At 44.7% G+C, this 13086-nt stretch carries 10 protein-coding genes; 4 read left to right on the top strand and 6 right to left on the bottom strand.

Annotated elements, in window-relative coordinates; genetic code table 11:
• Positions 1-19 precede the first annotated feature (19 nt).
• From ACSFXN_RS09415 to ACSFXN_RS09405, 3 genes are read right to left on the bottom strand one after another with little or no spacing between them, the layout of a single operon-like run.
• The gene (locus ACSFXN_RS09415) at positions 20-1198 is read right to left on the bottom strand and encodes an acetoin utilization protein AcuC (RefSeq protein WP_437149844.1); all 1179 of its coding nucleotides are present in this window, start codon (positions 1196-1198) and stop codon (positions 20-22) included.
• Positions 1168-1812, bottom strand: a complete 645-nt coding sequence (locus tag ACSFXN_RS09410; RefSeq protein ID WP_437149843.1) for an acetoin utilization AcuB family protein — start codon at positions 1810-1812, stop codon at positions 1168-1170. The genes ACSFXN_RS09415 and ACSFXN_RS09410 overlap by 31 nt, the downstream gene beginning before the upstream one ends.
• A gap of 21 nt (positions 1813-1833) precedes the next feature.
• Positions 1834-2466, bottom strand: coding sequence for a GNAT family N-acetyltransferase (locus tag ACSFXN_RS09405; protein ID WP_437149842.1), 633 nt, complete (start codon positions 2464-2466; stop codon positions 1834-1836).
• A gap of 167 nt (positions 2467-2633) precedes the next feature.
• Here ACSFXN_RS09405 and acsA point away from each other — a divergent pair, with 167 nt between their 5' ends.
• Positions 2634-4352 (top strand): acetate--CoA ligase, encoded by a 1719-nt coding sequence (gene acsA, locus ACSFXN_RS09400; RefSeq protein ID WP_437149841.1) that lies wholly within the window; start codon positions 2634-2636, stop codon positions 4350-4352.
• Positions 4353-4424: 72 nt separating this feature from the next.
• On the opposite strand, the gene ACSFXN_RS09395 is transcribed toward acsA, so the two are convergent.
• Positions 4425-7451, bottom strand: coding sequence for a transglycosylase domain-containing protein (locus ACSFXN_RS09395; RefSeq protein WP_437149840.1), 3027 nt, complete (start codon positions 7449-7451; stop codon positions 4425-4427).
• 402 nt (positions 7452-7853) lie between these two features.
• Between ACSFXN_RS09395 and tyrS the strand changes: the two genes are divergently transcribed.
• Positions 7854-9119, top strand: a complete 1266-nt coding sequence (tyrS, locus tag ACSFXN_RS09390) for a tyrosine--tRNA ligase (RefSeq protein ID WP_437149839.1) — start codon at positions 7854-7856, stop codon at positions 9117-9119.
• A 44-nt stretch (positions 9120-9163) separates the two neighbouring features.
• On the opposite strand, the gene ACSFXN_RS09385 is transcribed toward tyrS, so the two are convergent.
• Entirely contained in the window at positions 9164-9433 is a 270-nt protein-coding gene (locus ACSFXN_RS09385; RefSeq protein WP_437149838.1) for a hypothetical protein, read from the bottom strand.
• A gap of 505 nt (positions 9434-9938) precedes the next feature.
• Here ACSFXN_RS09385 and ACSFXN_RS09380 point away from each other — a divergent pair.
• A complete protein-coding gene (locus ACSFXN_RS09380; RefSeq protein ID WP_437149837.1) occupies positions 9939-10823 on the top strand; it encodes a general stress protein in 885 nt (294 codons plus the stop codon).
• Between the two features lie 82 nt (positions 10824-10905).
• Here ACSFXN_RS09380 and ACSFXN_RS09375 read toward each other — a convergent pair whose 3' ends face one another.
• Positions 10906-11712: a cobalamin-binding protein gene (locus ACSFXN_RS09375; protein ID WP_437149836.1), complete on the bottom strand. Its 807-nt coding sequence runs from the start codon at positions 11710-11712 to the stop codon at positions 10906-10908.
• A 232-nt stretch (positions 11713-11944) separates the two neighbouring features.
• Here ACSFXN_RS09375 and ACSFXN_RS09370 point away from each other — a divergent pair, with 232 nt between their 5' ends.
• Positions 11945-12790 carry an STAS domain-containing protein gene (locus ACSFXN_RS09370; RefSeq protein WP_437149835.1) on the top strand — a complete coding sequence of 282 codons (846 nt, stop codon included), beginning with the start codon at positions 11945-11947 and terminating at the stop codon, positions 12788-12790.
• The last annotated feature ends 296 nt before the right edge of the window (positions 12791-13086 follow it).

The following is a 13086-nucleotide window of genomic DNA, read 5'->3' as shown; positions in this document are numbered from 1 at the left end:
AGCAGGGGACGCTCCTTTTTTATCCGTTCCGGATCATATACAAGGCTTTGTTCAGCATTTGATGGTTTTTATCGGTTATTTCTTCTTTTCGAGGAATGGCTTCATACATATTAACCGGATCTTCCCATGTTTCGATTAAAGGGACCGGTGACTCAGACTGCCATTTGGACAGCCACTCCTCCGGCAACTTACCAGTGGGGAAAGGGAAATTGTTCATTTCCATCCATATAAGCGACCACGCTCGAGGCACAACCCGCCAAATATCATAGCCGCCGCCTCCAACTGCAATCCATCGGCCTTCACAGTACTCATGAGCCAGCTCATGGGCGATACGGGGGATTTCCCGGTAGATGTTCATCGTGCCGTACAAATGAGTCAGAGGGTCCAAATAATGCGCATCAGCGCCGTTCTGGGTTAAAATCACATCCGGCTTGAAAAATTCAATAATTTCCTTCATAGCAGTCCGATAAATCTCCAAGAACGATTCATCTTCCGTAAAAGCATCTATCGGAAAATTGAATGAGGTGCCATAGCCTTGTCCACTGCCGCGCTCATTTATATTGCCGGTGCCGGGAAACAGATAACGTCCGGTTTCATGGATGGATACGGTGCAGACATCTGGATCATCATAAAAGCACCATTGCACACCATCACCGTGGTGTGCATCGGTATCAATATAAAGTACCCGGGCACCGTACTTTTTTTTCATATAGTTAATGGCAACCGAACTGTCATTATAAATGCAAAATCCGGAGGCCTTGCCGCGGAATCCATGATGGAGGCCGCCGCCAAGGTTTAAAGCATGCTGCGCTTTGCCTTTCATGACATAATCGACCGCAGTCAATGTACCACCAACCAAGCGGGCGCTGGCTTCGTGCATATTCTCAAAAATAGGAGTGTCTTCTGTTCCGATGCCATAGCTTTCCCCGGCTTCTGGTGAAATTTCTCCGCGGCTCGCTTGCTTCACAATTTCAATATAGCGCTGATCATGGGCAAGCATCAATTCTTCATCGGTTGCGATGCGGGCAGGCACGATAAGTGCTTCTGGAAGCGCATTCATTTTTCGGAGCAAGTCAACGGTCAACACCAGTCTTTTTTGATTGAATGGATGCGTATCAGAAAATTTATACCCCAGTTGATCTTCTGAATAGACGAATACGGCATGCTTTATTCGTTCATTTGTGGTGTGTTTGGCCATAAGACATCAAAACCTTCTTTTTGTAAGTCATTAATAATGGCTAACGGGTTCATGGTTTGAACACGAAAGACCAAAATTTTGTTGGCGCTGCTTTTTTTGTCGGGGTAGACAAGCACACTCAATACATTGACTTGATGATTGTAAAAGACTTTAGACACTTCATATAAAATGCCTGCTCGGTTAGGGACGCGGACCTCAATATGAGATCCGGGCTGATGGGCGCCTGTCAATTCGATATATTTGTACAATAAATCCGTCTCGGTGAGAAATCCTACCAGCTTGTCTTGGCTTACAACTGGCAGGCATCCAATTTTATGTTCATAGAAAATTAAAGCAGTTTCTTCCACAAAATCCAAGGGATGAGCAGTTATCGGGTTTTTTGCCATAATTTCAGATACTCTTTTCTCGTAAGCATTGATTTTAGGAGAAACTGAGAATCTGGAAGGCAAGGCATCTTTCAAATCCCGTTCAGTCACCACTCCAATAACTTTTTCATTTTCTAAAACAGGCGCATGGCGAATCCGCTTTTCGTTAAAAAGATCAACGACATCCTGGACTGTTTGGTTAGGGTCCAGCGAGTAAACTTCCGTTTTCATAATTTCTTCAATAAGCATCAAAACACCCCTTTATTCAATTTAATACATATAGCGGTTCATAAAGCGGAGCTGGTCGAACTTTTGCACAGACTCCGGATCGACGCGATTGCCTATACGGGCCATCAAACAATTGGCAGGATGGGAACTGATTTCGGGATCATCGGTGGCATAATACTCCAGCCCGCCCGCTTGCATCATTTTCTCCATTATTTTTCGGTATTCCCAGACATTCAAACCTGTGCCTTTTAAATCCCAGTGCCAATAATATTCCGTAGTGATCACGATGAAATCTTCAAATGTGTCATCCATCATGGATACTTTCAGCAAGGATTTGCCAACACCGCTGCCGCGAAACTTGGGAATGACCTCGATTGCTCCGAGTTCTATAAGATTTTCCATTTTTCCTTCCGACCATCTTTCAAGTGGATCGGGGTATAGGAAAGTGACGTAACCAACGATCATATTTTGGTCACGGGCGATTAAAATCCGTCCTTCTGGCAAATCAGCAATTTCAGCAATGGCTTTATGCTGCTGGGCCGGCTGGCGAAAAGCCACAAGGTCTTCATGGAATTCAAGCGCTTTCAATTCATTCGATGGAATGGGCCCTTCAATGATAATCGGACCGTGTTTTGTTTTTAACTCCATGGCATTATAAGTCTTCTTATGTTCCATATTTTCACCGCCTATTGGGTACAATTAGGTATATTATACATGAAAAGGAATTATAGTACCAAAATTCATTTGCAAAAGCGTGCATTTTCTAAAAAGTTAAAATTATTCGCATTCAATTGTCAGAATGTTGTAGAATGAAAGAGAATCAATGCGAAAGGATGATTGGGATGAAAGTGGAAACTATACCAGCAACACAAGGGGAGCATCACCTACATAATTATGAAGAAGTGGCTTCAGCATTTGATTGGGCTGAAGTGGAGAAGGAATTCAGTTGGCATCAGACGGGGAAAGTGAATATGGCCTATGAAGCGATTGACCGCCACGCTGAATCCGATCGCAAAAATAAAGTGGCTCTTTACTATAAAGACCAGAACAGACATGAAGCTTACACGTTTTATGAAATGAAGCGGATGACAAACCGGGCCGCTAATTTATTGAAAGCGCATTCGGACTTGGAAAAAGGAGATCGCATGTTCATTTTTATGCCGCGTTCACCTGAGTTGTATTTTGCGATGTTCGGCGCTTTAAAAATGGGGCTGATTGTCGGGCCATTGTTTGAAGCGTTCATGGAAGGCGCAATTTATGACCGTTTGGATGACAGTGACGCAAAGGCGATCATTACAACGCCGGAACTGCTTCCACGTGTGCCATATGACCGCCTGCCAAATTTGAAGACGATTTTCCTGGTCGGGGAAAACATCGAAGAAGACAGCCAAACAGTGGATTTCCTGAAGCACCTTAACGGATCTTCCGACAAGTTTGAGATAGAATGGCTGGATAAAGAAGACGGGCTTGTACTGCATTATACATCGGGGTCCACGGGCAAACCAAAAGGTGTTTTGCATGCCCAGTATGCAATGGTTCAGCAATATCAGACTGCGAAATGGGTATTGGATTTGAAAGAACAGGACGTTTACTGGTGTACTGCAGACCCAGGCTGGGTGACGGGAACGGCTTATGGGGTATTTGCACCATGGCTGACGGGAACTACTACGCTTATTTTAGGCGGACGCTTCTCGCCGGAAGGCTGGTATAAAGCGATTGAAGATTTCGGTGTAACGGTCTGGTACAGTGCGCCAACCGCTTTCCGCATGTTGATGGGCGCGGGTGACGCCTTGGTGAAAGAATTTGATTTGTCTACGTTGCGCCATGTTTTATCTGTCGGAGAACCTCTGAATCCAGAAGTTGTGCGATGGGGAGTGCAAGTATTTGATAAACGGATTCATGATACATGGTGGATGACTGAAACAGGAGCACAGACCATCTGTAATTACCCGTCCATGGCCATTAAGCCGGGATCGATGGGGAAACCGGTTCCAGGCATCAAAGTAGCCATTGTAGATGATCAAGGTAATGAGCTGCCTCCAAATCAAATGGGGAACTTAGCAATTGAAAAAGGATGGCCAGCCATGATGCGCCAAATCTGGAATAACCCTTCAAAATACGAGTCTTATTTCCTGAAAGACCAATGGTACGTATCTGGTGATTCAGCATATATGGATGAAGAAGGCTATTTCTGGTTCCAGGGCCGGGTGGATGATGTCATCATGACGTCGGGAGAGCGTGTTGGTCCATTTGAAGTGGAAAGCAAATTGCTTGAGCATCCAGCTGTTGCGGAAGCAGGGGTCATCGGGAAACCGGATCCGGTGCGAGGGGAAATCATCAAAGCGTTCGTCGCATTAAATGAAGGCTATGAGCCATCCGAAGAGTTAACCCAGGACATCCAGCAATTCGTTAAAAAAGGGCTTGCTGCACATGCGGCCCCAAAAGAAATCGAATTTAAAGACAAGCTGCCAAAAACACGCAGCGGAAAAATTATGCGCCGCGTCTTGAAAGCATGGGAATTAGATTTGCCTACAGGTGATTTGTCGACTATGGAAGATTAATAAGCTAATTGAAAAGCCCTCAGCTGAATTCTCAGCTGAGGGCTTTTTAGTGGATCGAGTTGCTGCATGTGCTTACGGTTCTGTAGGTTCTTCTGGTTCTGTAGGTTCTTCTGGTTCTGTAGGTTCTTCTGGTTCCGTTGGTTCTTCTGGTTCCGCAGGTTCGTCCGCTGGTTCTTCAGGCTCTTCGGGTTCCGTCGGTTCTTCCGGCGTTTCAGTTGGTTCCTCAGGCTTCGCTGGTTCTTCCGGCGTTTCTTCGGGTTCGTCTGCCGGTGGAGTATCAGGTTTTTCTTTATCCGTATCTTTTTCTTTTTCCTTTTTCGGAGCAGGCTTAGGCTTTGGCTTCGCTTCTGCGACACTCACCGTATTGGATGCCGAAGATTGCTTGCCAGTTATATCAACCGCGACGACATAATAGCTGCCTGATCCCGGAACTTTGAATGAATTTCTGCGGGATTCGGAAATGGAAGCCAATGATTCGCCGCCGCTTCTATAGACGCGGTACCCAACAATGTCACTGGAAGGAGAATCACTCCAAGTGATGGTTGTACCACTAATGCTGGCGCTGACGCCTGCTGGGGCGACTCCATCATGTTTCAGTGAAGCTCCGGATACGACTTTAGAAAATCTTGAATCTCCAGGGAATAGCTTGCTGGCATCTCCGCCGAACGGTGCAAGCATTCGGTCGATAAAGGCTTGTGACACGCCTGATCCGCCGCTCGTTACAAATTCTCTTGGTGTGCTGTCAAGTGCTAAATAACGGCTGCCGTCAACAGTTGTATAAGAACCTGATGTTAAGCTGTCGTCTGCTTTCTTTGGCACCATGACGTTTTCATTGAACAAATCAGATGCTACAAGGCTGCCTGATGAACAGCCTCCACCCGGCGCAAGTCCGGAAATGCTGCAGAATGAACGGGTCACGACACCTTCTGGAGCTTTGAATGTTTCTTTTGTCCCGATCAAGTCAGGATTTTTTTCGTATGCCGTGTTCATCAAACTGGCCCATAGCTCATTGGCTCGAGTAGATGGCTGGATATTGGTATTTCTGAAATTATCAAGTGAATATTTTTCTTGATCATAACCAAGCCAAACACTCATCGTTACATTTGGGTTGTAGCCGACCAACCAGACATCTCTCGTTTCCTGAGTTGTACCGGTCTTGCCGGCAAAATCAGCTTCAAATTCCAGTAATCCGTTTGCCCGGTTTGCGGTGCCTCTGTCTGTTTCAAATACATCGCGAAGCATATCTGTCACAATATAAGCAGTTTGAGGTGTGTAAACTTCCTTTTCTTCCACTTTATGTTCATACAGCACATTGCCATCCGCATCTTCAATTCGTTGGATCATAAATGGTTCTATTTTTTTGCCGCCATTGGCAAGTGTGGCATAGCCGCTTGTCAGTTCTTCAACTGAACCTTCAATACCGCCTCCGAGGGCAGCAGAAGCATTATAGTTTTCACTTTCAACTACTTTTGAGAAGCCTGCATTGATCAAATAGTTGATCGGCATTTTCTCTTTAATCTGGCCATACAAGCGAAGGGCAGGCAAGTTCTGTGACTGTGCCAATGCATCGCGCGCTGGCATAATGCCTTGTTCGCTGGTTGGTATGAAGTTAGCCGGTTCCCATGCTTTTCCGTTGTCATTTACTTTGAATTTCACGTCGACAACGGGACTGCCGGCTCCGATTGCGCCAAATTCAATGGCAGGTCCGTAAACCAGCAAAGGCTTAACCGTAGAACCGATTGAACGATAGGCTTGTGTAGCATGATTCAACTTTTCTATATCATGGTCACGTCCGCCGACAAAGCTTAAGATCCGGCCGGTTTTGTTTTCAATCGTCATACTGCCGACTTGGACGGGAAGTTCTTTCATTTCTTCTTCGCCTTCTTCATTGACCGAGGCTACTGTAAGAGTAGTGCCATACTTATTATAGGCATTTTTCGCTTTTTCTTGTGCATCGTACATTTCTTTGTTAATGGTTGAGTGAATCCGGTAACCGTTTGAACGGACAGCCCGGTCAGCCAGAATGGCATACTCTTCGTATAGTTTATCATTTTCTTTTAGAGACGCCGGGTCGATGCCGTCTTTTTCAGCAAGCACATCCATTATAAGGCGCGACGCCCGTTTTTCCAATTCAACAGTGATATACGGATATTTTTCATATGAACGCAGTTCGTCTGTACGGAAATCTTTTACGATATCGTAAGCAAGAGCCTGGTTATATTCGTCTTCCGTGATATAGCCAGTTTCTTTCATTCGGAACAGAACGGTTTTCATCCGGTCAATTCCTGGCTGCAATCCTTCGGGCTCTTTCAAATCCCCAGATGAAGAATAAGGTGTATAGCGGAAAGGAGCTTTTGGAATTCCGGCAATAAATGCCGCTTGAGGCAGATTCAATTCACTTGCCGGAACGTTGAAAATGCCATTAGCTGCTGTTTCAATCCCGGCAATATTTGCTCCGGAAGAATTTCGGCCGTAAGGAATGATATTCAAATAAGCTTCCATGATTTCGTCTTTTGTCATGAATTTCTCAAGCCGCATGGCAAGCAGAATTTCTTTTGCTTTCCGTTCGTAGGAAACTTCATTCGTTAAAATCTGGTTTTTAATAAGCTGCTGGGTCAATGTAGAGCCGCCTGTTTGGCTATCAGAGTTTGATACATCTTGGAACAGTCCGCGAAGAATGGCTTTTGGCACAATTCCATCATGTTCCAGAAAATACTCGTCTTCTGTAGCAAGAACGGCGTCAAGCGCTTTTTTTGAAACCTTATCCAGCTGGGTTTCTTTCCGTTCCAAGTCGGTGCGGATTTTTCCGATATAAACATCATTATCGAAAAACATCTCGGACGTTTCTTCATAGCTGTAGATTTCACCGCGCATTTCATCAGGGGTCCGAAGTTTTTCTTCGTCCACCAAAGATGCGAAATATCCGGCTCCTACTGAAGCGGCAAAAACCCCGCCGGCTACCAGTATAATGGCCAGCAAAAGGGCCAAGTTCCAAAAGACGCCAGTGGTGATGCTTAGCCTTTTATACCACTTTGCGGAGGTCCATCTATTTAAAGTTTCTTCAGTTTGCCTGAGAACGTTTTTTATCTTTTCTTGCACTGTAATCCTCCTCCTAAATCTGGCTTTATTATAGCATATTCTCTTTATTGCAACGAAAAAGATTGACAATGTGTGAGATTAAAGTAAACTAACTAATATATTTTCATATTCAAACGAAGAAGAGTCCGAAGTAGGGCGTGCGAGCTTTGTCAAGAGAGCCGGTGGATGGTGCGAACCGGTCAAAACGCAGCGGCTGAATTACAGGCTTGGAGTTTACGGAAGTGCCCCGTATGGCACATTAGAGTCGGGAGAATCTGTTTCTCCAAGCTGGGTGGTACCGCGCAAAAGCGTCCCTGCATGAATTTCATGCAGGGACTTTTTTTATTGTCCAGACCCAGCACACAGCCTCTTGGGGGTTGTGTGAGTGTTAGCGCTTTTTTATTTTATAGAGGAGGAATTGGAATGGGTAACGAATTGATTGAGGATTTAAAATGGAGAGGTTTGCTGTACCAGCAAACAGACGAAGAAGGAATGGAAAAACTGCTTGATGAACAGAAAATTTCTTTGTACTGCGGAGTGGATCCTACTGCAGACAGCATGCATATTGGGCATATCGTGCCGCTGCTGACGCTGCGCCGTTTCCAGATGCACGGCCATCAGCCGATTTTGCTGGTTGGAGGGGCTACTGGAATGATCGGAGATCCTTCCGGCCGCAACGAAGAACGCCAGCTTCAATCTACTGAACAGATTGATAAAAACGTAGAAGCGATCAAAGTGCAAATGGAACAGATTTTTGACTTTGAGTCAGAAAATGGGGCACGCATGGTCAACAACCGGGATTGGATCGGCGAAATGAGCGTGATTGAGTTTTTGCGCGATTTCGGAAAACTGATTTCGGTTAATTACATGCTGGCGAAAGAATCAGTGGCGTCCCGCTTGGAAAGCGGCATTTCGTTCACTGAGTTTACGTACACACTGATCCAGGCGATCGACTTCAACCACTTGTACGACCATTACAATTGCCGCATCCAAATCGGCGGCTCTGACCAATGGGGCAACATTACTTCAGGGCTTGAAGTGATTCGCAAAACCCATGACGAAGAATCTAAAGCATTCGGCATTACGATTCCACTGGTAACAAAAGCAGACGGTACAAAATTCGGAAAATCGGCCGGTGGCGCAGTTTGGCTAGATGCCAAAAAGACATCACCGTACGAGTTTTACCAGTTCTGGATCAATACCGCGGATGCCGATGTTATTAAATACTTGAAAATCTTCACATTCATCAGCCGCAACGAAATCGAAGTGCTTGAAAAAGCTGTGGAAACAGAAGCACATCTGCGCAAAGCCCAAACGGTTCTTGCAGAAGAGATGACCAAACTCATCCACGGAGAACAAGCGCTTGAAGACGCGCAGCGTATTACCAAAGCATTATTCAGCGGTGACTTGAAAGCCTTATCGGCCGAAGAGATGAAAGCGGCATTCAAAGATGTCCCTTCTGTTGAAATGGTGAAAGAACCCAAAAGCATTGTTGATTTGATCGTTGAGGCGGGGATTACTTCTTCAAAACGCCAGGCCAGAGAAGACGTGACGAACGGGGCAATTTCAGTGAACGGAGAGAAAGTGACCGACCTGGAATATATCGTAGATGAAAAAGACCGTTTGGAAGATGCCTTTGCCATTGTACGGCGCGGCAAGAAAAAATATCATATGGTACAGTTTCAATAAAACTTAATGGAGATAGTAAAAAGCCGGGATTTTCCCGGCTTTTTTTAATTCACTTTTATAGGAAAAGCAAAACTTCGGCTGCCTTGTTCCCAGCTGGCATAAAAATGATAGACATAGACGCCGGGTTCGCTTGGTGCGGTGATTCTGCCTTTTTCAAATAAAACTTCAGCGGTTTCTGTTTCGCTAGTCCAAAGTTCAATAGACAAGCTTTCCGATAAAGGTTCTTTGGAGAATGACAAAGTAATTTCCGAATGAGCATCGACTTCTGCCAAGGCTTTCTGATGTCCTTGTTCCCATGGAGAAGCGTAGCCCATGTCGACGCATTCGGATTTTAAGAAGCTGTCCCAGCAGTAAGATCCAGCGGTTGCCTGAATGTTTCGGCTGCCGATTTTGACAGCTGGAAATGGAGGTGAAGCAAAATAAGTAAAGCCGGTGATCAATAAAACTACTGTAATGAGGATTGAAAAGTTCCTGATAATGGGAATCCCTCCTTAGGTCTTTCAGAAGTAGACTGGAATGAACAGGAAAAGTTACAGGAAGCTGTGTTAAATGGATTTTTCGAACAAGCTTTTAACAAGAGCGATGAATTTGAGATTTTCCTTTGTAAATATCGAGACAAGGGAATCCTTTCTGGCTGACAGATTAAAATCATCGACAGAAGCTCTAAAGATACAACAATGTCGTGCAGGTAACATTCGTATTACATCTGTTTTAAATATAGAACGGAGCCATGCCTGCCATGTTTAAAAGAAAGACCTCAGGGTATTTTGAAATTGTAGGATATCTTTGAGTCACCAAAAACTGAGGAGGCGTTACGGAATGTCAAAAGTAGTTGGTTCTTATCATTCTGAAAATGAAGCAATCAGTGCGATTGAAGATCTTAAAAGAAAAGGGTATCGTTCTGAAGATATCTCAGTTCTCAGCAAAGACAAAAAAGAAATCGAAAATGTAACAGGAGAAACCGGTACACATGCTGGAGAAGGCGCCGCTACTGGTGCGGTAACAGGAGGAGCCCTTGGTGGACTCGGAGGAGTTCTTGCTGGAATCGGGGCATTGGCAATCCCCGGAATTGGTCCGATTGTCGCGGCAGGACCGATTGTAGCTGGCTTGACTGGAGCAGCAGCAGGTGCTGGCGTCGGCGGTCTTACTGGCGCTTTAATCGGCTTAGGAATTCCGGAAGATGAGGCACAGGAATACGAAACCCAGTTTAATGAAGGACGGATTTTAGTTTTAGTGGATGATAACAGCAGCGCAATTCCTGACCACAATGATCGCGATGCGTTCATTAGCGGCAGTGACTCGCGAACCGGCGTCACGCGTGAAACATATATAAGCGACCAAACCGATACTACATTGGGAAGAGATTCAATTATAAATAATGATCGCGATTCACGTCTTGGAAATGACCGGGACTCCTTTACCAGCACAAGCGGAAGAGATGCAGATATAGGCTCGACCAAAGATGCATTTACGCGTGATTCAGATTCTGGAATTACCCGCGAAACGTATACTAGTGATCGAGACGCAGATACCGGACTGATCAAAGACAGCACTGCGTTAAATCATAATCAGGATCCATTGATCGGCAGTGAGCGCAGCACCACAACAAGAGGCGATAAAAGCTCACCGTTAGGCAGTGACAGTGATGCCGGTCTAGAAGATGATTTAGGCGGACCGAATAAAAGAGGTCAGGCAGGATTGTAATTTAAAATATAGAAGATAAAATGCGCAGCCCGGGTACCGGGCTGCGCATTTTATATGGAGTTGAAAGGTGCCAAATCATTTTCTATGCTTGCTTTTCAAGTATGAACTTCGGCAATTCCATGTCTTCGAACAATTCAGGATGAATTAGTTTGCCTAAATGGATTGCTCCTTCAATCAGCCGCGGAGAAGGACGGCAATACAGCTCTTCTTTCATAATATGGATTTCTTCATAAGCATTCATCGAATTCCAACCGGGCCTTTTTCGGACTAGCTCTGGTTTTACTTTAGATGTCATAATGCCAACCCAGGCAAGAAGGATATAGTCGGGGTTCCGTTGCAATACATCCTCCCAGTCGGTCTGGAAGTTAGCTGACGGAACGTCATCAAATACATTGCGGGCTCCAGTAATATCACTGATTTCGGTCAGCCAATTGACGCTGCCGGGTGTAAAAACGGGTTTCGGCCACCATTCCCAGTAAAGTGACGGGCGGTTTTTGGCCTGTGACGAGCGGTTTTTGATTTCCCCGATGATTGAAAGAAACTCAGCGTGTACGGGTTGAGCGTCGATTCCGCATGCATTGCCTACAGCCAGCATGTCATGGCCGATTTCAGAGAGCGTTTGTGGATTTAAGACCAAATGAGGAATTTTCCGTCGAACCAGCTCGTCTACGTTTTTTTCCATCCCCGGCACACTGAGTGAAGCAAGCACCAGATCCGGCTTTAAAGCTTCCAGCTCATCCATCCGGATAGACAAATCAGGCCCAAGCCTCGGCAGACTTGTCACGTGAATTGGCCAGTCAGAATAATCGTCGATCCCCACCAGTAAATGTTCTGCGCCAATGAAAGCAAGGATCTCTGTATTGCTGGGACAAATTGAAATGATTCTCATGGATTGCACCTCCGCTTTTTTATAGTTTACCATAGCGGGATTTAGAACCAAAATAGACAAGGCTTTAACATTTCTGTTAAATTGGAATATATTGAAATAGTTGTTATGAAAGAATGCAGGAGAGTGAACAATGTATTATCATTGTTAAAAATATAATTTATCGGCAGACTGCAAAAGATCTCGGAAAGTTAAAATTCCGGCTGAACGTGTGGACTGAAGCAGGAGGAAAAGAATGTTAAAAAATCAGGAGTTATATGAATATTTACGTGGACGCACTTGGGAAATGACGGAGTATTGGTATGAAACGCTGGATAAAAACAAAGGGGGCGTTTATAGCACGAACAACCCAAATGAAATCGAAAATCTTAAACGCCAAAATCATGATTTTCATGTGCAGTTTTGTTCGATGTTTTCAAAAGAGCAAGATGATTTTTTTAAGGATTTTCAGGAATGGATTGAGGAAATCGCAACAGATGACGCTCATTTAGCAACACCGATCGTTGTCGTCATTGAAGAATTTTTCCGTACACAGCAGCAATACCTTGAAATTATTGCGGAATATGCCTCCCGTTACAAAGAACAAGTCAGTTTCGATGAGTTGAACCAATGGAATCTTGGAGTGGTCCGAGCCATCGGCAAAGTGATCCTGGAATTTACCGCTCAGAATACGAAAGTGGCACAAGAACGGCTGCAAGCTCAACAGCAAATGATTGTTGAAATGAGTGCACCTGTTATTTTATTGACAAAAAGTTCCGGTTTTCTTCCGCTTGTAGGAGAAATCACTACACACCGTGCACAGATCATTTTTGAGAAAACGTTGAAACAGTGTTCGAAACACAATCTTGAAAGACTGGTGATTGATTTGTCAGGTGTGCCGATTATCGACACGATGGTTGCCCAGCAAGTTTTCCAGCTGATCAGCGGTTTGAACATCATCGGAGTGAAAGCGGCATTATCCGGCATAAGCCCAGTGATTGCCCAGACTGCAGTGCATCTAGGCATTAAATTTACAGATATTGAAGTGTACAATACATTGGCTCAGGCGTTGAAAGTGAATCAAAATGAACTTGTTAAATAATGTGATGAGAGAGAAGGATTGAAGAAAGTGCTCCAACGCATTTTCATGTTTCGAAGTTAGCGAAGCAATACAGAAGCAGGGGGATGTTTTCTGCGTGAGACATCCCAAACCTGCAGACCGCAGTTTTCCACTTCTATCAATCATCTCGAATATCAAAACCCCCTAAACGATTCAATCGTTTAGGGGGTTTTGCAGGTTAATCGTAGAAAACAAAAACATTGTAGGACAGTCAAAATTTTTTTGTTCATCTAACAGAATATTATGATTCAAGATTCCTGAAAAGCATAGGTTTGGAT

Origin of the sequence: Planococcus sp. 1R117A (assembly GCF_051417975.1) — a bacterium.
GTDB lineage: Bacteria > Bacillota > Bacilli > Bacillales_A > Planococcaceae > Planococcus > Planococcus shenhongbingii.
Note: the sequence above shows the minus strand (reverse complement) of the source record. Positions and strands in the feature narration are given on the sequence as shown.

What these genes read in the sequence shown, in the direction of transcription:
- ACSFXN_RS09415 (WP_437149844.1), bottom strand. Translation starts at nt 1,198, where the DNA reads ATGGCCAAACACACCACAAATGAACGAATAAAGCATGCCGTATTCGTC.
- ACSFXN_RS09410 (WP_437149843.1), bottom strand. Translation starts at nt 1,812, where the DNA reads ATGCTTATTGAAGAAATTATGAAAACGGAAGTTTACTCGCTGGACCCT.
- ACSFXN_RS09405 (WP_437149842.1), bottom strand. Translation starts at nt 2,466, where the DNA reads ATGGAACATAAGAAGACTTATAATGCCATGGAGTTAAAAACAAAACAC.
- acsA (WP_437149841.1), top strand. Translation starts at nt 2,634, where the DNA reads ATGAAAGTGGAAACTATACCAGCAACACAAGGGGAGCATCACCTACAT.
- tyrS (WP_437149839.1), top strand. Translation starts at nt 7,854, where the DNA reads ATGGGTAACGAATTGATTGAGGATTTAAAATGGAGAGGTTTGCTGTAC.
- ACSFXN_RS09385 (WP_437149838.1), bottom strand. Translation starts at nt 9,433, where the DNA reads ATGGGCTACGCTTCTCCATGGGAACAAGGACATCAGAAAGCCTTGGCA.
- ACSFXN_RS09380 (WP_437149837.1), top strand. Translation starts at nt 9,939, where the DNA reads ATGTCAAAAGTAGTTGGTTCTTATCATTCTGAAAATGAAGCAATCAGT.
- ACSFXN_RS09375 (WP_437149836.1), bottom strand. Translation starts at nt 11,712, where the DNA reads ATGAGAATCATTTCAATTTGTCCCAGCAATACAGAGATCCTTGCTTTC.
- ACSFXN_RS09370 (WP_437149835.1), top strand. Translation starts at nt 11,945, where the DNA reads ATGTTAAAAAATCAGGAGTTATATGAATATTTACGTGGACGCACTTGG.